22 protein-coding genes and 1 tRNA gene are annotated in these 22,747 nt (G+C 63.2%); 5 read left to right on the top strand and 18 right to left on the bottom strand.

Going from position 1 to position 22,747, the window contains the following annotated elements:
• Window positions 1-40: 40 nt before the first annotated feature.
• From LNV06_RS15845 to rsmB, 6 genes are all read right to left on the bottom strand, one after another.
• Window positions 41-241, bottom strand: a complete 201-nt coding sequence (locus tag LNV06_RS15845) for an oxidoreductase-like domain-containing protein (protein WP_263539267.1) — start codon at window positions 239-241, stop codon at window positions 41-43.
• Between the two features lie 113 nt (window positions 242-354).
• Window positions 355-430 (bottom strand) — tRNA-Phe (locus tag LNV06_RS15850).
• A gap of 71 nt (window positions 431-501) precedes the next feature.
• Window positions 502-1,200, bottom strand: a complete 699-nt coding sequence (locus tag LNV06_RS15855; protein WP_263539268.1) for a response regulator — start codon at window positions 1,198-1,200, stop codon at window positions 502-504.
• Between the two features lie 11 nt (window positions 1,201-1,211).
• The gene (locus LNV06_RS15860) at window positions 1,212-3,485 is read right to left on the bottom strand and encodes a sensor histidine kinase (protein WP_263539269.1); all 2,274 of its coding nucleotides are present in this window, start codon (window positions 3,483-3,485) and stop codon (window positions 1,212-1,214) included.
• 66 nt (window positions 3,486-3,551) lie between these two features.
• Entirely contained in the window at window positions 3,552-4,226 is a 675-nt protein-coding gene (locus LNV06_RS15865; protein WP_263539270.1) for a DUF4390 domain-containing protein, read from the bottom strand.
• Window positions 4,227-4,345: 119 nt separating this feature from the next.
• A complete protein-coding gene (gene rsmB, locus LNV06_RS15870) occupies window positions 4,346-5,647 on the bottom strand; it encodes a 16S rRNA (cytosine(967)-C(5))-methyltransferase RsmB (protein WP_263539753.1) in 1,302 nt (433 codons plus the stop codon).
• Between the two features lie 166 nt (window positions 5,648-5,813).
• Here rsmB and folE point away from each other — a divergent pair, with 166 nt between their 5' ends.
• Both folE and LNV06_RS15880 read left to right on the top strand, forming a co-directional pair.
• Window positions 5,814-6,539 (top strand): GTP cyclohydrolase I, encoded by a 726-nt coding sequence (gene folE / locus LNV06_RS15875; protein WP_263539271.1) that lies wholly within the window; start codon window positions 5,814-5,816, stop codon window positions 6,537-6,539.
• A 29-nt stretch (window positions 6,540-6,568) separates the two neighbouring features.
• Window positions 6,569-6,991 carry a BLUF domain-containing protein gene (locus LNV06_RS15880; protein ID WP_263539272.1) on the top strand — a complete coding sequence of 141 codons (423 nt, stop codon included), beginning with the start codon at window positions 6,569-6,571 and terminating at the stop codon, window positions 6,989-6,991.
• Between the two features lie 29 nt (window positions 6,992-7,020).
• On the opposite strand, the gene LNV06_RS15885 is transcribed toward LNV06_RS15880, so the two are convergent.
• The 3 genes from LNV06_RS15885 to LNV06_RS15895 form a co-directional block, all read right to left on the bottom strand.
• Window positions 7,021-7,566 carry a LemA family protein gene (locus LNV06_RS15885; protein WP_263539273.1) on the bottom strand — a complete coding sequence of 182 codons (546 nt, stop codon included), beginning with the start codon at window positions 7,564-7,566 and terminating at the stop codon, window positions 7,021-7,023.
• Window positions 7,559-8,299, bottom strand: a complete 741-nt coding sequence (gene queC, locus LNV06_RS15890) for a 7-cyano-7-deazaguanine synthase QueC (protein ID WP_263539274.1) — start codon at window positions 8,297-8,299, stop codon at window positions 7,559-7,561. The genes LNV06_RS15885 and queC overlap by 8 nt, the downstream gene beginning before the upstream one ends.
• Window positions 8,300-8,467: 168 nt before the next feature.
• Window positions 8,468-11,503 carry a reprolysin-like metallopeptidase gene (locus LNV06_RS15895; RefSeq protein WP_263539275.1) on the bottom strand — a complete coding sequence of 1,012 codons (3,036 nt, stop codon included), beginning with the start codon at window positions 11,501-11,503 and terminating at the stop codon, window positions 8,468-8,470.
• A gap of 229 nt (window positions 11,504-11,732) precedes the next feature.
• Here LNV06_RS15895 and LNV06_RS15900 point away from each other — a divergent pair, with 229 nt between their 5' ends.
• Both LNV06_RS15900 and LNV06_RS15905 read left to right on the top strand, forming a co-directional pair.
• Window positions 11,733-12,233, top strand: coding sequence for a hypothetical protein (locus LNV06_RS15900; RefSeq protein ID WP_263539276.1), 501 nt, complete (start codon window positions 11,733-11,735; stop codon window positions 12,231-12,233).
• 197 nt (window positions 12,234-12,430) lie between these two features.
• Window positions 12,431-13,051: a cohesin domain-containing protein gene (locus tag LNV06_RS15905; protein ID WP_263539277.1), complete on the top strand. Its 621-nt coding sequence runs from the start codon at window positions 12,431-12,433 to the stop codon at window positions 13,049-13,051.
• Between the two features lie 57 nt (window positions 13,052-13,108).
• Here LNV06_RS15905 and LNV06_RS15910 read toward each other — a convergent pair whose 3' ends face one another.
• The 7 genes from LNV06_RS15910 to LNV06_RS15940 all read right to left on the bottom strand — a co-directional run bounded on the left by LNV06_RS15910 (window position 13,109) and on the right by LNV06_RS15940 (window position 18,582).
• A complete protein-coding gene (locus tag LNV06_RS15910) occupies window positions 13,109-13,489 on the bottom strand; it encodes a DUF2845 domain-containing protein (protein WP_263539278.1) in 381 nt (126 codons plus the stop codon).
• Window positions 13,490-13,528: 39 nt separating this feature from the next.
• On the bottom strand, window positions 13,529-14,824 hold the full coding sequence (locus tag LNV06_RS15915; RefSeq protein ID WP_411970125.1) for a glutamate-5-semialdehyde dehydrogenase: 1,296 nt from the start codon (window positions 14,822-14,824) through the stop codon (window positions 13,529-13,531).
• 46 nt (window positions 14,825-14,870) lie between these two features.
• Complete coding sequence (locus LNV06_RS15920) at window positions 14,871-15,269, bottom strand: thiol-disulfide oxidoreductase DCC family protein (RefSeq protein ID WP_263539279.1); 399 nt, start codon at window positions 15,267-15,269, stop codon at window positions 14,871-14,873.
• Window positions 15,266-16,486, bottom strand: coding sequence for an FAD-binding domain-containing protein (locus tag LNV06_RS15925; RefSeq protein ID WP_263539280.1), 1,221 nt, complete (start codon window positions 16,484-16,486; stop codon window positions 15,266-15,268). Before LNV06_RS15925 ends, LNV06_RS15920 begins: the two co-directional genes overlap by 4 nt.
• Window positions 16,470-18,092 (bottom strand): cryptochrome/photolyase family protein, encoded by a 1,623-nt coding sequence (locus LNV06_RS15930; RefSeq protein ID WP_263539281.1) that lies wholly within the window; start codon window positions 18,090-18,092, stop codon window positions 16,470-16,472. Before LNV06_RS15930 ends, LNV06_RS15925 begins: the two co-directional genes overlap by 17 nt.
• Entirely contained in the window at window positions 18,071-18,151 is an 81-nt protein-coding gene (locus LNV06_RS22675) for a DUF2256 domain-containing protein (protein WP_411970133.1), read from the bottom strand. The genes LNV06_RS15930 and LNV06_RS22675 overlap by 22 nt, the downstream gene beginning before the upstream one ends.
• Window positions 18,152-18,270: 119 nt before the next feature.
• Window positions 18,271-18,582: a high-potential iron-sulfur protein gene (locus tag LNV06_RS15940; RefSeq protein WP_263539282.1), complete on the bottom strand. Its 312-nt coding sequence runs from the start codon at window positions 18,580-18,582 to the stop codon at window positions 18,271-18,273.
• 172 nt (window positions 18,583-18,754) lie between these two features.
• On the opposite strand from LNV06_RS15940, the gene LNV06_RS15945 reads away from it, so the two are divergent.
• Window positions 18,755-19,879, top strand: coding sequence for a MerR family transcriptional regulator (locus LNV06_RS15945; RefSeq protein WP_263539283.1), 1,125 nt, complete (start codon window positions 18,755-18,757; stop codon window positions 19,877-19,879).
• Here LNV06_RS15945 and LNV06_RS15950 read toward each other — a convergent pair.
• Together LNV06_RS15950 and LNV06_RS15955 are read right to left on the bottom strand one after the other, a co-directional pair.
• Window positions 19,876-20,862: an AEC family transporter gene (locus LNV06_RS15950; protein WP_263539284.1), complete on the bottom strand. Its 987-nt coding sequence runs from the start codon at window positions 20,860-20,862 to the stop codon at window positions 19,876-19,878. The genes LNV06_RS15945 and LNV06_RS15950 overlap by 4 nt on opposite strands.
• Window positions 20,863-20,884: 22 nt before the next feature.
• A complete protein-coding gene (locus tag LNV06_RS15955; protein WP_263539285.1) occupies window positions 20,885-22,741 on the bottom strand; it encodes an ATP-binding protein in 1,857 nt (618 codons plus the stop codon).
• Window positions 22,742-22,747 lie beyond the last annotated feature (6 nt).

The raw sequence follows: 22,747 nt of genomic DNA on the forward strand, positions 1-22,747 counted from the left end.
CTCAGCGCCTGTTTCATTCACTCAATCATTCATTCAGCCCTTAGCTTTGCGAGCCACCCGACTGCCGCGCCCTCCAGGCGCGCAGCTCCTGCCGGTACTGATCCATGGCCAGATCATGCAAATCAAAAATGCAAGGGTCGCAGCCATTGCCGCAGCAGGCATCCAGATTGGGCTGATGCGGAGGCTTGGGCTTGGGGTCAAAGTCAGTGGCCTGCTGGGCCGGGTCAGATTGGCTTTCCATCGGCAAGCAGTGTCAGAGAAATCGTCAGAAAAACAAAAAAGCGGCCTTTTTGAGGGGCCGCTTTCTGCTTTGACTTCGCTGCTAACTCGGTGTCAGCGTTGAAATCTTTGTTTTGGTGGCCTGGGGCGGAATCGAACCACCGACACGCGGATTTTCAATCCGCTGCTCTACCAACTGAGCTACCAGGCCATCTTTTTGCTTGCTGACTTGTTTCAGAGATCTGTTTCAAATCAGCGAAGACCATGACTATAGCACCTTTTTTAGTTCCCGCGCTTATTTCTACTGAGATCGACACCTAATTGTTTGAGCTTGCGATACAGGTGGGTGCGTTCGAGGCCGGTTTTCTCGGCCACACGGGTCATCGAGCCGTTCTCTTTGGCCAGATGGAACTCGAAATAGCTCTTCTCGAAAGCGTCGCGCGCTTCACGCAAGGGGCGGTCCAATTCGAAGCTTTGCTCGGAGGCCAGGCCCATGGACACGGGCTGCACCGACTGCGGCAGCATGCCCATGCTGGGCGTTGACGAGTACTGCGCCGGCGCTTCGGGGCGGATGTAGCTGATGGGTTGCTGGCCGACCGGCGGCGCGGGGCGCGGTGCAGTTTTGACCAGTGACTGCTCCACCGCGCGCAGTAGCTTTTGCAGAGTGATGGGCTTTTCCAGGAAGGCAATGGCGCCGAACTTGGTGGCCTCCACGGCCGTATCGATGGTGCCGTGCCCGCTCATCATGATGACGGGCATGGTCAGCAAGCCTGCGCCGCCCCATTCCTTCAGCAGGGTGATGCCGTCAACATCGGGCATCCAGATGTCCAGCAGGACCAGATCAGGGCGCATGCGTTCGCGCACGGCACGAGCCTGCGCGGCGTTTTCCGCCAGTTCGATCGTGTGTCCCTCATCGCTGAGGATTTCGGACAAGAGGGCGCGAATGCCCAGTTCGTCGTCAACTACAAGAATTGTTGCCATGGATACCTAGTTCACGCCGGCTTGATTGCAGCGCCGGCGTCGGCTGCTGCAGTCGCGAGTTTTGAAAATGATAACGAAACTTGCGCACCCACCACCGGCTGGGTTTCATCACCCCCCGCATGCAGGTTGCTCAAACGGATGCGCGCGCCGTGTTCGTCGGCGATTTTCTTGACCACGGCCAAGCCCAGACCGGTGCCCTTGGTCTTGGTCGTGACGTAGGGCTCAAAGGCGCGTTTCAGCACCTTCTCGGCAAAGCCGGCACCATTGTCGATGATTTGTAAGCGCAAAGAGCTGGGCTGACCACTTTCATTGACGCTTTGCTGTGTGCGCACCAGCACATGGCCATCGACTCGGTCTTGTACCGCATCCAGCGCGTTCTGCACCAGGTTGTGAATGACCTGGCGCAGCTGCGTGGCGTCACCCCGGATGCGGCTGGCCTCATCGGCCAGTTCGGCATGCAGGCGGCCGGCTTCTTGAGCCTCGGCGTAGAGCGTCAGCACTTCGCTGACCAGGGCATTCAAATCGAGCGGCTTGAGCTGCGCCGAGGGCAGGCGCGCATAGTCACGGAACTCATTGACCAGTTGCTTCATCGACTGCACCTGGTTGACGATGGTGGCCACCGAGCGCACCAGCATGGCTTGGTCGGTGCCCTCGAGCTTGGCTTCGAGCTTGTGCTGCAGGCGCTCGGCCGAGAGCTGAATCGGCGTCAAGGGGTTCTTGATCTCATGCGCCAAGCGCCGGGCCACCTCGCTCCAGGCCGCCGAACGCTGCGCCGAGACCACCTCGGAGATATCGTCAAACACCATCAAGCGGGCCTCGTGCGGCAGCGGCGCGCCGCGCACCAGCAGGGTCAGCACATCGCCATGGGCGTCGAGCTTGAGCTCGAACGCGTCTTGCCAGTGATCACTCTCGCCGCTGGCCGCATTGGCCGGGCTGTATTGCTCGAAGCGCTGGGCGATCTCATCGGCAAAGGTTTGCAAGGCTTCGATCTCGTTCAGGCGATGCCCCTGAAAATCGCTCGGCGGCAGGCGCAGGATACGGGTCGCCCCGGGGTTGATGGTCTCAACCCGCTGCTGTGAATCAAACACGATCACGCCGGCGGTCAGATTGTCCAGAATCGTCTGCAAATGGGTGCGGGCGCTTTCCAGCTCGGCCACGCTGCGCTCGACCATGGCGCGGGCGTCGGAGAGCTGCTCGGTCATGTCGGCAAACGAGCGGGTCAAGCCACCCAACTCATCGCGCGAGCTGAGCATGGGCTTGCGGCTCAAGTCGCCCTGCGCCACCTGGCGCACGCCGTCGGCCAAGAGCAGCAAGGGCCGCGCCAGCTGGTTGCCCAGGGTGACGGCCAGCAGCAAGGCCGCGAACACCGCCAGAATCAACACCAGGGTCAGCGTACCCAGATACATGCGGCGCAGGCCGTCGCGCTCCAAGGCGCGCTGCTGGTACTCGCTGCTGGCGGTTTGCACGGCCAAGGCATTGGCCAGCACCGCGCGCGGCACCCGCTGCACCACCATCAAAAATCGCTCGCCCACGCCGCCGCTGCCCAAGCGCAACTCGGTGTTCGGCAGCAGCGCCAGAGCGCGGATGCGGGCTTGGCCTTGCAGCGCCAGCGCCTCGTCCTCCAGCCCTTCCAACTGGCTGGCCACATTGGCATTGCGGGCCAGGCGCAGCATGGCGTCGCTGGGTCGATCGGCAATCAAGGAGGTGGTATCACCACCGGAGGACATCAAGATCTGCCCGTGACCGCTGACCAAGGCCACGGTGCGTGCGCCCAGTTGCTCGCGCAAGCGTTCCAGCGCCAGCGGTTGCGGCATGCCACTGCCTTCCGACAAGCGCACTGCCGCCCCTTGGGTCTTGCTGGCCAGGTCAGTTTCCAGTCCGACCAAGGTGCCGCGCCCCAGGTTCAAACCCGCTTCCAAGGCGCTGGCCAAGCGCACATCAAACCAGCTTTCAATGCTGCGGTTGACGAACTGATAAGACACGCCGTAGATCAGCACCCCCGGCACCACGCCCACCAGCGCGAAGATGCCGGCCAGTTTCAAAAGCAGCTGACTGCCGAATTTGCCCTTGCGCACCCGCAAGGTCAGGCGCACGGCGGCGGCTCCAATCACCAGCACCAGCAAGGTGGCGACCGCGGCATTCAGCCAGAACAGCCAGACGTAATGCCGCTCGAAGAAACCACGTTCGGAGGTGGCGCCAATCGACAGAAGAAAGGCCAGCACCCCGCAAACGCCGGTGACGATCACCATGGAGATGACCCAGGCCCAACGCGCCCGTTTACTCATGCCCTGGTACTCATGCCATCTTGCTCATGCCATCTCGCTCATGCGCTGGTGCTCGCGCGCTTTGGCTCACTGGCCGCCCAGGCTGCGGATGCTGAAGTCGGGGTTCAGGGTCAGATTGCGTTCCAGCGTGAGACCCCAACCCTGCGGCGAACCCAGGCCAATTTGCATGGGGCGTGGCAACTGGCTGGTGTCCAGGCGGTAGCTGAACTCAACGTAGTAGCGGCCTTCGTCCTCGATGTCTTTGGGCTCGGCAATGCGCCAACCCGACACGCCGCGCAGCGCCGTCAAGGCCTCGCCCAGGCTGGCATAACCCTGGTTCAGTCCACCGGTGCTGACCTTGAACTGGCGGGTCAGCGGCTGCCAAGCCAGGCGCCAGGTGCGGGTGACGCGGGTGGCGCGGTTGTCGCGCCAGTACCAGCGGTAGCGCAGCACGGCCGCCTCGGCAGTGAAATAGATGGGCACGCCTTTTTTCAGCGCCTCTTCGACAGCCGGCGGCAGCTCAAAACGGGTGCTGAAGCTCAGCTCCAGGCCTTCTTCGCTGCGCGTGGTGCTGATCTGGTTCAGCTCCACCCCTTCGGCGCGCGCCGCGCCCGGCATCATCCCCAGCAAGAGCAGGCTCAAAAGCAGCGTCGACAGCAGCGGCTGCAGGCCTCGAAGCCAGCGGCTGGCCAGATGCTTGAGCGCACCACCTCCGAGGGCGAGGCGGCCAATGCTTGCGGCGAAGACGAAGGGCGAAATCAAAATCGGCGACGGGCGAAAAGGTTGAACGGGCGCTAGGCTATCAAAGTTCTTGAATCAAGCCAGGCACTCGCCCAGGATGTTTCTCGGGGTATTCGGGGGCTGTTTTCGCAGCCTGGGGGTCAACTTTTGAGCAACAGCGCGTAATAGAACCCGTCAAGCTGAGATGGTTCCGTCGCTGCAGCCTCGTCGCCATTGTGTGCGAGCGGCAGTAAGTGCCCTGTGACGCCCTCCACTTCCTGAGCGTTCACCCCGTTTTGGCGTTGCAAAAATGCGTCGATTTGCGCCTGACCCTCGGCCTTGAAGATGGAGCAAGTGGCGTAAACGAGACGACCACCGGGTTTCAAGGTCAGCCACAAGGCGTCCAGCAAGTCGGCCTGGATTTGCGCCAAATTGGCGATATCTGTCGGGCGACGCAGCCAGCGCACGTCCGGATGGCGCCGTACGATGCCCGAGGCGCTGCAGGGCGCATCCAACAAGATCGCGTCGAACAGGCGGCCATCCCACCATTTGGCGGTGTCGCGGGCGTCAGCGGCGCGAGTTTCGGCCTTCAGGCCCAAGCGCTTCAAATTGTCTTGCACCCGTTCGAGCCGGCTGGCGTCGCTGTCCAGGGCCAGCAGATCCAGATCGGCCAGCTCCAGCAGATGCACGGTCTTGCCGCCCGGTGCCGAGCAGGCGTCCAGCACGCGGGCGCCGGCCGGCAAACCGGCCTGGAGCAACAAAGGCGCGGCCAGCTGCGCCGCCGCATCCTGCACCGACACATCACCCTCGGCAAAACCGGGCAAGGCGCTCACGGGAACCGCGCGGTCCAAAACCAAGGCTTGCGGCGCCAAAGGCCCGACGGGCCGGGCCGCAATGCCGGCGGCCGTCAGGCGCTGCAGATAAGCCGAAGTGGCCGCCTCGGGGCTTGAGCGCCGCGCATTGACCCGCAAGGTCATCGGCGGGTGCTGGTTATTGGCCTTCAGAATGGCCTGCCATTGCTGTGGCCAGTCCTTCTGCAATTGCTCGATCCACCACAGTGGATGATTGAACAAGGCCTGCGGCTGGGCGGCCAGGGCCAGCACGATGGCCTCACGCTCGCGCAAAAAACGCCGCAGCACGGCGTTGACAAAACCGGCGCTGGCCGGCGCCCGCTTGCGCACCGCGCTGACCACTTGGTCCACCACCGTATGGTCGGCATAAGGGCGCTCTTCAGCGCCTGGCCAGAGCAGCGCCAAGGCGCTGAGCAGCAGCGGCTCCACCTTGGGCGGAGGGGCTTTGGGGGCCAAGTGCTGACGAGCCGCTTCGGCGGCGCCCAGCTGGCGCAGCACGTAAAAACTCAGCGACTGAGTGCCGGGGCGCAAGTCCGCCGGGCAGCGCGCCAGCACCTCGGTCAAGGAGCGGCCGGTGCGCACGGCCTGCACGGCATCGGCCACCTGCAGCATCAAGCGCTGCAGCGGCGGGGAAAGCGTGGGAGAGGAAGAGGAGGAGTTCTGTGTCACCGACTCAGTGTAGGCGAGCCGGCTGCGCGCAGCGCTGCAAGACCCGCGCCAGCGAGGTCTTTGCAAAGCAGACACAATGGTCCTGTTACCGCCCCGAAAGAGAAGGCCCATGTCCGGCAAACTGTCGACCCCCACCGTATCCCTCAGCGCGGCCGAGTTGTCCGCCCTGCCCGCTTCTGAGCGCGTGCGCTACCGCTTGATCAGCGCCGGCTGCCGCCACCACGCCAACGACAATATCTCCGCCTTCATTGAAGACGGCGAGTTGGCGGAGTTGCAGGCCGAGGTGCAAGCGCAGATGCAGGGCGTTTTGCGCGCACTGGTGATCGACACCGACAGCGACCACAACACCCAGGACACCGCCAAGCGCGTGGCCAAGATGTTTGTGCAAGAAATCTTCAAGGGCCGCTACCAGCCGATGCCGGCGGTGACCGAATTCCCCAATGTCACCCGCTTGAATGAGCTGATGATCGTGGGCCCCATCACCGTGCGCAGCGCCTGCTCGCACCACCTCTGCCCCATCATGGGCAAGGTCTGGATCGGCTTGCTGCCTAACGAGCATTCCAATCTGATCGGCCTGTCCAAGTACGCCCGCATCTGCGACTGGATCATGAGCCGGCCGCAGATCCAGGAAGAAGCCGTCACCATGCTGGCCAATGAGCTGCAAGAGCGGGTGCAGCCCGACGGCTTGGCCATCGTGATGGAGGCCGACCACTTCTGCATGCACTGGCGCGGCGTCAAGGACAACGAGTCCAAAATGACCAATAGCGTGATGCGGGGCGCCTTCCTGAAGGACCCGAATCTGCGCCGCGAATTCCTGTCTTTGATCAAACCCTGAGCCTTGCGCGCCTACCGGAGGAATTTCCCATGCTTGTCCGCCTGATGTATGCCAGCCGCGCCAATCAAGCCATGTCGGACCAGGACCTGAGCCTGATCCTCAAACAGTCCCGCGAACACAACCCGGCCGAAGGCATCACCGGTCTGCTTTGCTACACCGACGGCATCTTTATGCAGGTGCTGGAAGGCGGGCGCGACGCCATCAATGCGCGCTACAAGCAGATCCTCACCGATGCACGCCACCATGACGTCATCCTGCTCAGCTACGAAGAAGTGGGCGAGCGACAGTTTGCCGGCTGGTCCATGGGCCAGGTCAATCTGCATCGCCTCAACCCCGGCCTCTTGCTGAAGTACTCCGAGACCGGCCGCCTCGACCCCTACCGCATGAGCGGCCGCTCGCTGATGGCCTTGTTCCACGAACTGGTCAGCTCGGGCGCCATCGTCTGCAACTGAGGCCGCGCGCTCGGCTCAGCGCGCTCAGCTCACAGCGAGCGCGCCTCCCGAAAGCCATAGACGCTGGCCAGAATACGGGTCGGAAACTGGGTGATGGCCTCGTTGAAATGGCCCACTGCCTGATTGAAAAGCTGGCGGGTGAAGCTGCGCTGGCGCTCGATCATCTTCAACTCATCCACCAAGGCAAACAGCTCCGCGTGCTCACGCAACTCGGCGTGGTGGTCGAGCAATGACATCAGGCGAGTCAGCGCCGCGGCATGCACTGCGCTGGCCACGCCCAAGCTGGCCACCGGGTCGCCCGCATAGGGCCGCGCCCGCACCGCCTGCGCAGCGGCCTGCGCCTCGGCCTGCGCCGCATCCAGCGCATCGAAGGTCGCCTGCTCATTGCTGAGCAAAGGCCGCAGAATGGCCAGCAACTTGGCGCAGGTGTTGGCGCGTGCGCTCAAGTGCTCATCCAGCTGCGCATAAGCCGTGGTGATGGCATTGCGCAAGCTCATCAAGCGGTTGTAGGCGCCGATGCACCAAAAAGTCAGCAGGGCCAACATGCCCCAGCCCAACCAGCTGAGGTCAAACATAGCCGCCCTGCTGCTTCTGCTCAAACTCGAAGTAACCGCGCGCGCGCAGCTCGCAAGCGGGGCAGCTGCCGCAGCCATAGCCCCAGGCATGGCGCTGGCTGCGCTCACCCAAGTAGCAAGTGTGGGTGTGCTCGATGATCAACTCATTCAAGGCCACGCCCCCGAGCTGCTCGGTCATCGCCCAGGTCTGCGCCTTGGTGATGAACATCAAGGGCGTCTCCAGCGTCATCGGCGCATCCAGCCCCAGGCTCAACGCCACTTGCAAGGCCTTGAGCGTGTTGTCGCGGCAATCGGGGTAGCCAGAAAAATCGGTCTCGCACATGCCGCCCACCAGCACCGAGGCGCCACGCCGATAGGCCAGCGTCGCCGCAAAGGTCAGGAACAAGAGATTGCGGCCCGGCACAAAGGTATTGGGCAAGCCATTGGCCTGCATCTCAATGGCGCGGTCTTCGGTCAGGGCGGTGGAAGAGATTTGCCCCAGCAGACTCAGGTCCAGCAGATGGTCCTCCCCCAGCTTGGCGCCCCAGGCCAGGAAGCGCGCACTCAGCTCGCTGCGCACGGTTTGGCGGCACTCCAGCTCGATGCGGTGGCGCTGGCCGTAGTCAAACCCTAAGGTTTCGACTTCAGCATAACGCTCCAAAGCCCAGGCAAGGCAGGCCGTTGAATCCTGACCGCCGGAAAACAAAACCAAGGCCTTGCGGTGCTGATTGGCAGGCGAAACAGAGGTACTCATGAGCGGAATTCCAAAGACATGGGCGCAAGTGTGCCAGGGTCGAGGGCTGGGCACTTGGGAACTGTTGCTCGCACCCAAATCCTCCGAGGGGCAGCCAAGCGGTCCAAGTAAAAAGGTCCCGCAAGCCTCAAGGCTGCGGGACCTTCAGAAGCAAAGTCTTCTCGTCGCTTACTTGGAGCAGGTGCTGTTGGCGGGCAGCAAACGAGTCACGGCGCTCAGATCGCGCAGGTCCACCGCACCGTCTTTGTTGACATCGGCGCGCGGGTCAAAGCCTGCCTGGCCGGCACGCTTGCCAAACGAAGCCTTCACGATGGCAAGGTCGGCGCAGTCAATCACGCCGTCGCCGTTCGGGTCAACGGCCAGCTTGATGGTGAAGTCGGCGTTCGAGACATCGAAGAACACATTGCCCAGCGCTTCCACCTTGATGCGTGCCTTGCTGGTGGCCAGCACCGGCAAAGTCACCGCACGGCTGCCATTGTTTGGCGTGCTGGCCGCCAAGACATGGGGGTAGCTCAAGCCACCGTCCACCGACAAGCTGATCTTCACATCGCTGGTGCTGACTGGCGCCGCATTCGTGTTGGCCACATTCCAGGTCACGGTCTGCGTCGAGCCAGCGTTCAGCGTGAGCGCTGTGTTGGGCGAGGTCACCAAGAAGGGGCCTGCATTCGGCGCCAAGATCAGGCTGGTGGTGGCGCTGTTCACGCCGCCCTTGCCGTCACGTGCAGTCAGCTTGAAATTCAGCGAAGCCGGGCTGGCGTTCACACCGGCAAAGCCCACGTAATCCGCGGTCGGCAAAAACTCTGAGAAGCACTCAACTTCCTTGACCGTTGGCGTGGCCGAGGCTGCCGGGCAGCTGCCGGTCTCAGCATTGGTGTTATTGGCCAGGATCTGCGCCAGATCGGGAAACACACGGGTCGGGTCGGTGCCCACGATGTTCTCGCCCGGCGAGTTGTAGAGAATCGTGTTGGCTTCCGTGACCTGAGCCGCCACACCAAACTGGCGGAACAGCGGGCCATTCGTCTTGGTGTTGCTGATCAGGCTGGTGCCGGTAGCGGCACCACGGTCGTTTTGCTCCCACATATAGCTCAGCGTGTCGCCATCGGCGTCACTGGCCGAGCCGGTCAGCGCAAAAGGCGTGCGCACCGGGATGGTATAGCTGGCAGGCACGCTGACCAGGGGCGCGTTATTGCCCGTAGCGGTGACGGTGCCGCGACGCTGGGTTGGGCCGCCAGCGACGATCTCGCCCACATAACCGCTGCAGCCATCGGTGCAGCCACCCAAGACCAGCGGGCTGACATTGACCCCTGCCAAGCTGCCGCCGAACGTCAAAGTGAAGCCCGCATCGGTCAGCGAGCCGACCGTGACGGTGCCACCGGCGGGCCAGCCGGCAATGGCTTCGATGGCCGCCTTGATGCCGGCCGTGGTGAAGTTGCCGCCGCGCACAATGTCGGCCGAGGCATTGCCGTTGTAGCTGAGCTGGAATTTGGCCGTGCCGGCAAATCCGGTCAGGGCCGCCTGCTGTATTTCGTTCAGGTTGGTCTCGGCGCCCGAGGTGTAGGCGGTGATTTCATCGAAGCTGCGCTGCGACCAATAGGCATCGCTGTGCGGCTGTGAGTTGTCGGTGCCGCAAATGCCGGCATAAGCCATGATGGACGAGCCGCTGCCCGGCTCCACCGAGGTGCCGGCGTTGCGGTTGCCGCCGGTACAGCTACCGGTCACGCCATTGAAAGTGTGGTTACCGGAGAACTGGTGGCCCAACTCATGCGCCACATAGTCCACCGCAAAGAGGTCGCCCACCGGTGTGGGCACGCCGGTGCAGCCCTGTGCCTTACTGCTGCCGCCCACCACGCCCAAGCTGGCAATGCCGCCGCCATTCAATCCAAAGCCGATATGGCCCACGTCAAAGTTGCTGGCGCCAATCAAAAGGCCCACTACCGTGCGGTTGCGGGTCAAGGTACTGCTGGCGCAGCCGGCCGCCTGCGCCGTGGTGTAGCAAGCGGTGGCACCGCAAGGACCATTGGCGCCGGTCATTTGCGCGGCGGTGTCTAAATTGAGCTTGTCATTGTTGTTGACGAGCACCAAGCGGATCGATGTCTCATCCTCGTAGACATGGGTGATCCGGTTGACCAAGGTGACCTTGGCCGCCGTCACATTGGCAGAGCCGCCGAAATAGCTTGCATAGGTCGGGTCGGTGACCAAGGCCAGTCGATAGGTGCGCAATTGGTTGCCGGACGAAGCGGTAGGCGTCTGGCTGTCATCCACCACATGGTAGGCCGCTGTGGCGGTGGTGCGACCATCGGAGGCGCTGACTTCATAAGCCCCCAGATTGCGCGAAGGGTCTGCACGCAAGGTGGCCACCAAAGTGCCATCACGGTCGGCCTGGGCGGTGACAGTCTGGCGTGCCAAGGTGTCCGTCTCAGGGTTGCGAATCGTCAGCGTCACTGTGGCGCCGGGCACGAAGCCAAAGCCGCGCACTTCCACCGCATCGCCGGCGTGATAGAAGCCGCGCGTCAAATCCAGATGAGCCTCGTTCAAAGCACCTTCGATCAGTGGACCACGCGTGTTAGGCAGGTCGCCGCGGTGGTAGCTGACGTAAAGGCTGTCGTCCAGATGGTAGTAGGGGTCGATATACCAAGCCCCACGCGGCGAGCGCACCGAGGCATGCAGGCCCAGCGGAGTGATGTCCATGCGCAAGCTGGCGCGCGGGTCATCAATGCCTTTGCCGGCATAGGTCTTGATCTCGGGGTGTTTGGCCGCCAGCTCGGACTCCATCACCGGCGACTCAAGCAAGGCAAAGCGCTGATAGCCGCCATCGGGATGCGGCAAGGAAATTTCCAAGCTGCTCAGCTGTGCAGCTGCGCTGCGCTCTAGCGGCGCGGCGGCCAAATGAGCAGCGAGACCCAGGCGATCCAAGGTGGCGGCGCGGTACTTGCTCGGCTGAATCGAAGGGGTCGCGCCCTTGGCGGAGGCCTTGGCCGGCGTGGCCCTCACTTCTTGCCAGAAGGCGCCCGTTGCCGCTGCGAGGGTCACTTCTTGCGCTACATCTTGTGTGCCCAAAGCGCGGCCAGCCGCTTGCGCTGAAGAGAGCGCCGTGATGGCAGCCAAGGCCATGCCGACGGCCAGACCGGTGCGGCTGGGCGCAAAGCACGGGGCACTCGAAGCCTGCTTGAGTGCAGCGCCGCGCGATGAAGATTTCGTTGCCATCGGATGTCCTTTATGAGGCCAAATTGGGGTTTGAGCGAACCGGGTGAGGCGCTTTTGCTCCAGGAAAAACCATCGCCTTTTCGGCTGCAAGATCCCGCCCTGAGTGCAAGTCCCCTCCAGCAAGCGAATTCGCTCGACAAGGTCTTGCATGAGTCTGATTGCGCCAGCTTGCTCACAAGACTGCGAAGATAGATGACAAGCAATGCCGAGAGATAGAGGGTCAATCCTGATGAGAAAAACACCTGCATGGCAGCTTTATGGGCACTGTTTTGCCGCGCTATGGTTGCTGTTTCACGCCCAGACTTCGCTGGCTCAAAACCAAGTCGGTGCCGGCGAACTAGCGCCCCAATTCAGCAGCATCACCCTTGAGAAAGACTGCTTCGGCTGCGCTGGCGGCGTGAAACTGGTCTTGCTTCGAGAGGGCTCCGCCACACGCACGGCTCTCGGTCAGGCTCGGCTGGGCACCATCGATCAGCAGCGCACAAGCCCCTTGAGTTCGACAGACTTTGACGCGCTGCTGCGTGTCATCTTGGAACAGGATTTTCTGAGTCTGCAAAGCATTTATGAGGAGCCCGACCTGCGCGACGGCGACTGGATCAACATCACACTCGCAGGCCCGGGCGTCGAGAAGACCGTCTTCCAGCGAGCCCAAGCCGGCCCACCCGCGCTGCAGGCCATTGCAGCCGCCATCGCCCATTTAGAAGCTCAGCTCTTCAAAACGGCACACTGAAGCTCGCAGCCCTATCGAACACCACGGCTTCTTCTCCGGCCACCCTGGAATACGGGCCGGGATTCCCCTCTTGCTGGCAATGGCCTGGCATTGAAAGATGGTCGCCAATGAAGTCGGCTGCAGCGGAAGACCCCGCTGCAGCCCATCAACAAAGGCCGCACAGGCAGATCGCCGTCAAGGCAAAGGAGTGAGTCACCATGGCCCGTCGTCAATCGGACTTGAAACCGGCAACACGCTGGCAGCAGTATCTTGGCGCAGCTTTGCTGCTGGGCGCTTTGTCCACCCAAGCCCAGGCGGCAGACCCGGTGCTGTCGATCTCTGCCACGCCCAACCCGGCCGTGCAGGGCTCGACCGTCAGCCTGGATGTGCTGATCAGCGGCATCAGCGACCTCTACGGCTACCAGTTCTCGCTGTCCTTTGACCCCAAGATCCTGCAAGCCAGCGGCGTCAGCGAAGGCTCATTCCTAAGCAGCGGCGGCAACACCTTTGGCGGCAACGGCACGATCGACAACAGCCTGGGCTCGATCGAACTGGTTTTCAACTCTTTGATTGGTGCCGTGCCTGGCGTCAGCGGCAACGGCACTTTGGCGCAGATCAGCTTCAATGTGACCGGTGCCGGAAGCAGCACACTGAACTTCAGTGATGTCATCTTCCTGGACTCGAGTCTGGCGGACCTGCCCGTGCAGATCCAGAATGGCTCACTGCAAGCGCTGCCTGTGCCTGAGCCTGCGTCTTATCTGATGCTGGCCGCCGGCTTGGCCGGCTTGGGTGGCATGCGCCTTCGCAGCAGGCGCCTGCTGAGCGAACAAACGGCCTGACAAAGCCGCCCACGATGAGGGCCAGGCCTCTGGCCTTCGTTGTCTTTAAAGCGCCCTTTAGCTTCCGTACCCCAGATCCTGCACGGCCTTGAGACGGCCGTCCTCAAAGATCAGCAGTTGCATGAACTGGCTGGGACCGAAGTTATAGGTCCACTCCTCGATGCTGACCAGGATCTCACGCTCCTGCTCTAGCACCTGACCGTTCACCGTGCCCGGCCTCGTGCTGTTGAGGGCTCCCTCACGCACGCGGATGATGCGCTTTTCGGTGCGGCTGTCACGCAGGCTGGGCGCGCCACATTTCTTCAGCACTTCGGCCTTGTGCATGCCCTCGTCAATGACGAAGGAATTGCAGCGAAAGGCCTGCGCCGCCGGGGCGCACAGCAAGACGGCCAAGGCCAGCATGGCGCCAGCCCAAGAGTTGCGGGGTGTACGGCTCATCGAAGCTGCTTTCCTTTCCATTATTTGGCCAGGGCCACATCAGCTGCGGACTTCGCCCTGCCCCAGCACCACCCATTTCATCGAGGTCAAACCCTCCAAACCGACGGGGCCGCGGGCGTGCAGCTTGTCGGTGGAGATGCCGATTTCGGCGCCCAGGCCGTACTCAAAACCATCGGCAAACCGCGTGCTGGCATTGACCATCACGCTGGCCGAATCCACCTCGCGCAAGAAGCGCATGGCGTTGGCGTGGTTGGTAGTCAGAATTGCATCGGTGTGATGCGAGCCATAGCGGTTGATGTGGGCGATGGCCTCGTTCAGGCTGTCCACCACCTTGATGCTGATGATGGGACCCAGATACTCCTCGGACCAATCGGCCTCGGTAGCAGCCAGCACCTTAGCGCCGGGGATGGGCCCCAGCAGCGCCAGCGTGCGCGGGCAGCCGCGCATCTCTACGCCCTTCTCGGCCAGCAAGGCACCGATATGCGGCAAGAAGTCTGAGGCGCTTTCCGCATGCACCAGCAGCGACTCGGTCGCATTGCAGGGGCTGTACTTTTGCGTCTTGGCGTTCATCACCACGGTCAGCGCCAAGCCGAAGTCCACCTCGGCATCGACATAGCAGTGGCAATTGCCGTCCAGATGCTTGATGACCGGCACCTTGGCCTCGGCGCTGATACGCTCGATCAGGCTCTTACCACCGCGCGGGATGATCACATCCACATGCTCGGGCCGCGAGATCAACAAGCCCACCGCAACCCGGTCCGGCGTGTTGATCAATTGCACGCCGGCTGCGGGCAGGCCGGCTTCTTGCAGCGAGGCCTGCACCAACTCGGCCAAGGCCAGATTGGAATGCAAGGCTTCAGAACCACCGCGCAAGATGCAGGCATTGCCGCTCTTGATGGCCAGCGAGGCCGCCTCGATGGTGACGTTGGGGCGGCTCTCGTAAATCATGCCGAACACGCCCAGCGGCACCCGCATCTGACCCACGCTGATGCCACTGGGGCGGCGGCGCAAATTCGTGATTTCGCCAATCGGGTCGGGCATGGCGGCGATCTGCTCGCAGCCCTCGGCCACAGTGGACACCACCTCGGGCGTGAGCTTGAGCCGGTCCAGCATGGGGCCCTTCAAACCATTCGCCTTGGCGGCGGCCAAGTCTTTGGCATTGGCGGCCTTCAATGCGGGGCCGGCGGCGCGGAGCCGCTTGGCCAGGGCCAAGAGGGCCTGGTTCTTGGCTGCGGTGGAGGCCGCGGCCATGGCCGCAGCGGCGTTGCGGGCGGCCAGGCCTACGGCGTCCATGTAAACAGTCAGGGCTTTCAGATCGGTGTCGGTTGCGCTCATGCGGGCATTTTCACCGATGCTCGGGGCCCGGCTATTTCAGGCGGTTTCAGTCCCAGCGGCGCGCCCAGCGCTGCAAGGCCGGGCGGCAACGCAGAAATCCGACATAAGCCCATTCCATCAGCCTGGCCACGCCGGGCAGCGCGCCCAGTCGCGCCAACCAGCGCCAGCCCGGCAAGAGCGCCCACAAGGCCAAAAAGGCCGCAGCGCCTTGCAGCAAGCGGCCATCGGCAGTTTGCACATGAAAGCGAGCCATCAGCTGCGCTTGGGTGGCGCCCGGCGGCAATGGCGTTGACGCTTGGCTGACATCGGCATAGTCCACCGCTTGCTGCGCACAAAGCCCTTGGTACAGGCCGATCTCCCGGCGACACAAGGGGCAAGCCCCGTCGTACAGCACCTTCAACGCAGGCGCTGGCATGGTTGTCTCTGGCGGCGCTTGCGTGCTCATCGTGGGCTTTGCTGGGCCGCCAGCAGTTCAGATGCGACTCGCATGCCACGGGTGCTGCGCGCCCACCACTGAAAGAAAGAGGACTGCGGCACTGCCACCTCAGGAAACAACAGCGACGCAGGCTCGCAGTCGGCCCATTGGCCCAGCCAGGGCTGCAGATGCAAGTCCATCACGCTGCGCACCGAAGCGGCACCGGCCAGCGCCTGACCGATCGCCGCGGCATCGTCCGACCATTGCAAGATCGAGTGCCGGGCCTGCAGTTCCGCCAGCCGCTCGCCCACAAATCGCCAACGGTTTTCACCCCAAGGCCAGGCCTGATGAAAGTCCTTCACCCACAGCATCAGCACGACGGTTTGCGGCGACAACGTCGGCGGCAACTCGCCCAAGCTCCAGGGATGCAAGAGCCAGACCTCGCGGCCTTGTACCTGGGCAGCGTCGGCAGCGGCCGATCCGAAAGCTGCCGGTGGCGCGGCACTCAACATGGGTTCAGACACACCCAGAAGGGCTGATACGCCCTCCTCCGCTGCTGCCGAGACGGCAAAATCATCACGCGCCAGTTGGTCGAGCGTGTCATAACTTGCATCGATCACGCTGCCAGGGCTGTGCCACTCGGCTGGCGCATAGCGCGCCACATTGGCGGCATTGAAGAGATAGGGCTTGCGGCTGCCGGTGCCGGCCACCCATTGCCAGCTCAGATGATTGCTGGCGAGGTCACCGTCCAGCAGATGGGCATACAGCCAGTCGGCCGCGCAGCGCCAATGCAGCTTGCGCACATGCACGCAGTAGCTGGCCAGCCACATGCGAGCATGGTTGTGCAGCATGCCGGTGGCGTAGAGGCAGCGCACCGCTTGGTCCACCACGGGCAGGCCAGTGCGGCCCTGGCGGATGTCATCCGGCAAGGTGGTGGTATAGGCGCTGTCGGGCAAAGGCCCGGCGTGCAGTGAATGAAAAATCTCCTCACCCCGGTGCTGCCACACATGCCTGAAGTAAGCCCGCCAGCCCAGCTCGAAGACCCATTTGTGCTGCAGATCCAGGTCGCCTCGCGCCAGCACGCCGGCCAGCACCTGGGGCAAGCTCACCAAGCCATGGGTGATATAGGGCGAAAGACCAGACACCGCGCCATTCAAGAAATTGCGACTCCCCGCATAGGCAGCCGGGCGCACCGCCTCGATGCGCGCCTGAGCTGCAGCCAGGTTGCCCTCAAAGCGCATGGTCATGGGTCCCCTCTTGCGTGGCAGCGAGGGCTCCCACTTCGCCGCGCCGCAGCGCCGCCGCCCGTTCCGCAATGGCCTGGCGCTGCGCTGCGTCCAAACGTGCCAGATTCTTCACTTGCAAAGCCATGCGAGGGTTCTCGCTCAAACGACGCTCATGTCGCATCAAAAAGTCCCAGTAAAGCGTGGTGAAAGGGCAGGCGCGCGGGCCCTCGCGCTGTGCCGGGTCGAAGCGGCAGTTGGCGCAGAACGGGCTCATGCGGGCGATGTACTTGCCGGTGGCCACATAGGGCTTGCTGCCCATCAAGCCCCCATCGGCGAACTGGCTCATGCCCAGGCTGTTGGGCAGCTCGACCCACTCCACTGCATCCACATACATGGCCAAATACCAAGCGTGCACCTGCTGGGGCCGAACGCCCAACATCAGCGCATAGCTGCCGGTCACCATCAGGCGTTGGATGTGGTTGGCATAGCCATGTTGCAAGGTCTGGCCGATGGCGTCACGCAAACAGGCCATCTCGGTCTGGCCGCTCCAGTACCACTCAGGCAGGTCTTGCTCCGCCTCCAAGGCGTTGCGCTCCAGATAGCCGGGCATCTGCGTCCAATAGACGCCGCGCACATATTCGCGCCAGCCAAGGATCTGGCGCACAAAGCCCTCCACGCTGCTCAAGGGCGCGTGGCCGCTCTCGAAGGCCGCGACCGCTGCAGCCACCACTTCGCGCGGATTCAGCAGTTTGAGATTGAGCGCCGCCGACAACTGAGCGTGATAGAGCCAAGGGTCGCCCGGCCACATCGCATCTTGGTAGCGCCCGAACAAGGGCAAGCGCTCGGCCACAAAGGCTTGCAAGGCCTGCAGCGCCTGGCTTCGCGTCACCGGCCAAGCGAAGCTGTCCAAACTGCCCGGGTGCTGGGCAAAGCGCTCGCGCACCAAGGCCAGCACCTCGCGGGTCAAGGCATCGGGCTCAAAGCGCAGGCGCTCGGGCATGAAGCCTGGCCCGGCGGCACCGAAGCTGTCGCGGTTGTCGGCGTCAAAGTTCCATTGGCCGCCCAGAGGCGCGTCTTCGCGCTGCGGGTCCATCAAGATGCGATGCTTTTTGCGCTGCTCCCGGTAGAAGTACTCCAGGCGCAAGGATTTGCGGCCGCGCGCATGGGCGGCGAACTCCCGCACGCTGCAAAAGAAGTGCCGGTCTTCCCGAATCTCCAGCGGCAGCCCGCAGGCCTGGGCCGCCGCCTTGAGGGCCTGCAGCACGCGCCAATCGCCGGGCGCCGTCATCAGCAAACGCTCGGGCCGCAAGCGCGCCACATCGGACTGCAACTGCGCGGCCAGGCTACCCGCATTGCCGACCTGCTCCAGGCGCATGTAATGCAGCGGCCGGCCCGCTGCTTGCAGGGCTTGAGCGAAATGGCGCATGGCCGCCAGAAACACGGCGATACGTGCTTGAGCCGAAGGCACATGGCAGGACTCGTCTTGCACCTCGGCCATCCACACGGCGTCGACTGCGGGATCGAAGCCGTCAAAAGCGGCAGCGTCCAGATCCAACTGGTCGCCCAAGACCAGCACCAAATGGCGCAGTTTGACCACCACGCCCTTCAAGCCTTGCTGCTTCGGCAAGCGTCGGAGCAGAACTTGACCTCCAGCCAGTTCCTAGCCCAGCGTTTACGCCAAGTCATGCTGCGCCCACAAGCCACACAGGGCTTGCTCGGCAGGCTGGCCTTATTGCCGCGAAAGCCCACCGATGGGCTCGGCTCGACCTTCAACGCAGGCCGCTGCAAAGACGCCCGGCCCAAGCTCAAGCCTTCTTTGCCCAAGCGCTGCACCAAGCCGCAGCCGCCACCTGTTTGCCAGCAAACAGCGGGCAGCCGCCGGCCTTGTCTCCCGCCTTGCCTTGGTAGAGCGCGCAATTGCCACAGTTCTGGCCGGCCGCGAACTTGGGGTACTTTTTGGTGTCCACACGCTTGGCGTCCGCCACATAGCCCAGCGCTGCAGCTTGGGCGTCCTTTTCATCGACAGCGGCTTGCGCGAGCGCAGGGCCGGCGGCGATCCCCGCGCCGGACGCGGCCACGGTCATCAGGAAAACACGGCGTTGAATCAATCGGCTCATGGGGAACTCCTTGCGATGGCTAACGAGAGGGTTTGGGCACAGAAAAAACCGTTGAGCGGCTTTAGCTGCTGCGCAAGCATAGGCACTTTCGATTCAAAATGGCGTCAAATCTACAAAGCCCTAGCAGCACCCTCCGTTAATCGGCGTCAAACCCGATTCAAAGAAGATCACCATGGCAAGCGACCAGGCAAAAAAAGTCTCAACTGAGGTCAAGCCTCCAGCAACTGCGGCATCAACCGCCACCGTCGCCCTGCACCGCAGCGGCGCCGTGGCCCGCATGCTGCGCATGCCCGTGGCCACGCTGCGGGTCTGGGAGCGGCGCTACCAGCTGACCCAGCCCGAGACCAGCCCCAGCGGCCAGCGCCTGTATTCGGCCGCAGAGATCCAACGCCTGGCCTTGATCAAACGATTGAGCGACCTGGGCCATGCCATCGGCAGCTTGGCGCGGCTGGACATGGCACAGCTGCAAAAAGTTGCCGCCACCCATGCGCGAGCCTTGAGCGAGTCCAAGGAGCGAAGAGACGCAAGGGCGCATCCGCCGCTTGAGGGATCGGCTAGCCCCGGAGACCCTGCTAGCCCGACCGCGTCCTGCTGGCGAGTGGCCGTGGTCGACGAAAGCGACGCAACGCTGATGCGACGCCTCGCCCAGCCCAAGCTGCTGCGCCGACTCGGCCGACCCTTGGAGTTATTCGGACCATTTGCAAGCCCAGCCGAGGCCCGCGCCAGCTTGCGCGGGCAGCCCCTTGACCTTCTGCTTCAACGCATTGGCCGTTTGCATGAGCATGAGCATGAGCATGAACATGAACATGAAGCGGATGAGGCGCCCCCAAGACCGACCTGGCAACAGCATGCCGTCTTGTACCGCTTTGCCAGTGAAGCGAACTGCGAGCGTCTGGCCGATGCGGGCATCACGCTCTTGCGCGAGCCGCAAAGTGACAGCGCGCTAGGCCAATGGTTGAGGCAGCTCTTGCAAGCCACGGTCCAAGCGTCCAGCTCAGGCGCAGCGTCTGTGCCGATTGCCGCGCCCCGCTGGAACGACGCCGCCTTGGCGGACTTCGCCAGCCTCTCCTCCACCGTCGCCTGCGAATGCCCGCGCCATGTGGCCGAGCTGCTGATGCAGCTTTCACACTTTGAAGCCTACAGCGCAGAGTGCGCCCACCGAAGCCCGGCGGATGCACAGTTGCACCAGGACCTGCAGCGGGTGGCAGCGCAGTCGCGGGCCAGCTTCGAAACGGCGCTGGAGTTGATTGCAATGCACGAAGGTTTGCTCTTGCCGCCTAAGCAAACTCCGTCCTAAAGCTGACTCAGCAGCGCCAGCCAAATCGGCGCCGTCGCCACAAACAACAAGGTCGAGGCGACGATGGCGGCCGTTGTCTCGGCCTCTTGGGTGCGGTAACGCTGGGCAAAGATCAGCGCATTGGAGCCCGTTGGCAGCGCTGCGGCCATCACGATGACGGCCAGGGGCGTGCCGTTCAAGCCCAGGCCCCAATGGCCGATCACGAGCACCAGCAGCGGCAAAACCAGCAGCTTGCAGGCCACCAAGCCCATCACTCGGCGCCAGGTCTTGGGCCAGCCGTAATAGGCCAGCGACATTCCGATCAGGGTCAGGCACAAAGGCACGACGGCCGTGCCCAGCATTTGCAAGACCTCATCCAGGACCAAGGGCAGCGGCAGGCCGGTGACATGCCAGCCCATGCCTGCCAAGACCGGCAGCACCACCGGGTGGATGACGGTGTTGCGCACGGTGCTGCGCAGCGTCGCCAGCAGGCCATGCGCATCGGGCCGGGCGCGCGCCAGATCCAACTCCACCAAGAGCGTCAACACGGTCAAAAGCGTCAGCGCATGCAAGCTGATGACGGTGATATGGATGGCCAAACCGGCCTCACCGAAGACGCCGGCCGCCAAGGGCACGCCGATTTGCAAGGTATTGCCAAAGGTGGTGGTGATGGCCTGCACACTGGGCCGCGCCGGCTCAGCCTCGAAAGCACCTCGCCAACGTTGCACGCCATAAACGAGCAAGAGCAAGATCAAGACCGGAATGAAGAAACCCGCCAAGGTCAGCCAAGGCAGTTGCGCCAAATCGAGCCGCGCGGTGGTTCGAAACAGCAGTGCGGGCACAAAGATGTAGAAGGCGGCATTCGACAAAACCCGCGCGGGGTCATTGCCACCGGCTGACCCTGCCTCGGTCGCTTCACCCAGCCAGCGCATCCGCCCCACGAACCAGCCGATGCCGACGGCGATGAAAATCGCCAGCAGCTTGAAGAAGACCAGTGCCGTCATGGGCAGCGCTGCACGATCCCGCTCAAGCGGTGGTCGGCAGGCTCAGCTCGAAGGAGAACTCACTGCCCTGCCCGAACTCGCTGTGGACGCGAATCTCGCTGCCCATCTCGCGCACCAGCTGCTGGCTGATGGACAAGCCCAGGCCCGTGCCGCCGAGGCAACGGGCATCGTCCACCACCTGCTCAAAGGGTTGGAACAAGCGCCCCAGCTGATGCTGGGCAATGCCAATGCCGGTGTCGCCCACCGCAAACAGCAAACGCACCTGAGCGGCCTCAAAGCCCAGCACCTTGACCCGCAGGCTGATCTGCCCCTGGTCGGTGAACTTGACGGCATTCGACAGCAGGTTCAGCAAGACCTGGCGCAGGCGCTGGCCGTCGACCAAAACCCGGGGCGGCAGTTGCTGGCTGAGGTCAATCTCGAAGCGCAGGCGCTTTTGCTCCAGGCGCAGGCGCACGCTGTCGCAAGCCATGTCCAGCAAGGCGCGCAAATCCACCGAGCTGGGCTGCAGGCGCACCTTGCCGGCCTCGATGCTGGCGGTATCGAGCACATCAGAAATTAGGTTCAGCAGATGTTCGCCGGAATCGCGGATCAAACCAATCTTGCTGTGCTGAGCAGCACCCAAGGTCGTGTCCATCTGCAACAACTGGGTGAAGCCCAGGATCGCATTCAAAGGCGTACGGAACTCATGGCTCATGGTGGCCAAGAAGCGGCTCTTGGCCTCGCTGGCGGCCTCGGCGCGGCGCTTGGCCTCGCTCAGTTCCAGGGTGCGTTCGGCCACCAAGTCTTCTAGATGGTCGCGGTGGTGGGTCAACTCCTGCTCGGCCAGGCGGCGCTGGCTGATGTCACTGACCATGCCTTCAATGCGTGTGCCTTGGCCATCTGTGGTGGGCACTAGGTGTGCGCTCAACTCCACCCATAACTGCCGACCTTCACGGGTCGAAATCAACAAAGGCACTTGCTGCAGCAAGCGAAAACGCTGCAAGGCATTCGCCACCCGCTTGTATTCGGGGCGCTCAATCTGCACCAAGGCACGCAGCCGCGTGCCGACCCGCAAGGCCTGTTCGGGCGAGGAAAAGCCCAGCATCTGTGCCAAAGCCCGGTTCAGGCCCAGCAAACGGCCGCGCGAGTCGGTTTGAAAAATGCCCTCGGCCGCGTTCTCAAACAAGCTGCGGTAACGCTCTTCACTGAGCGTCAAGCGCCTTGACGAAGCCAGCAGACGCTCGCTCATTGAATTGAACTGCTGGGTCAGTTGGCCGATTTCATCCACATGTGCCACCTCGGCCTGCGCGCCCAACTCGCCGTCGGCCACCCGCTGCGCCAGAGCGCCCAGCTTCTCGACCGGCTGCTTGACGAAGCGATTCACCAACAAGAAGCAGCTGCCGATCACCGCAGCAATCACCGCCACCAAGAGGCCGCTGACAAAGCGCCGGATATGGCTGACCTGCCGATCCACCAGCTCGGTATTGAAGACCAAGACCGCCTGCGCCACCTCGGTGGGCTGCATGTCGGGGCTGCTTTGATAGAGGATGGGGAACTCGCGCCGCAGCGGCCGCAGTGCCGGTTTGTCGCGCTGACGCAGCAGCGGCACCGCGCTGACACCCGCGCTGCTGAGCTCGATGGACTGGACCTCGGGGTCGGCCATCACGGCGCCGAGCAGGTTTTCAATCGCGGTGCCGTCGAGGTTCCAGATCGGGGCGGCGAAACTGCGCGCCACCAGATCGGCCATGCGCTGCTGTCTTTGCGCCAGCGAGGCCGAGAGCTCGCGCTCTTCGCTGCTGCTCCAGTACCAGCCCACCGCCAAGGCCAAGACCGAGGCCACCACCGCAATGCCGGCGATCAGGCGGGTCTGAATTCCGATATTGACGGGCTGGCGCATCATGCTTCC

Source organism: Paucibacter sp. Y2R2-4 (genome assembly GCF_025717535.1).
Classification (GTDB): Bacteria; Pseudomonadota; Gammaproteobacteria; order Burkholderiales; family Burkholderiaceae_C; genus Paucibacter_A.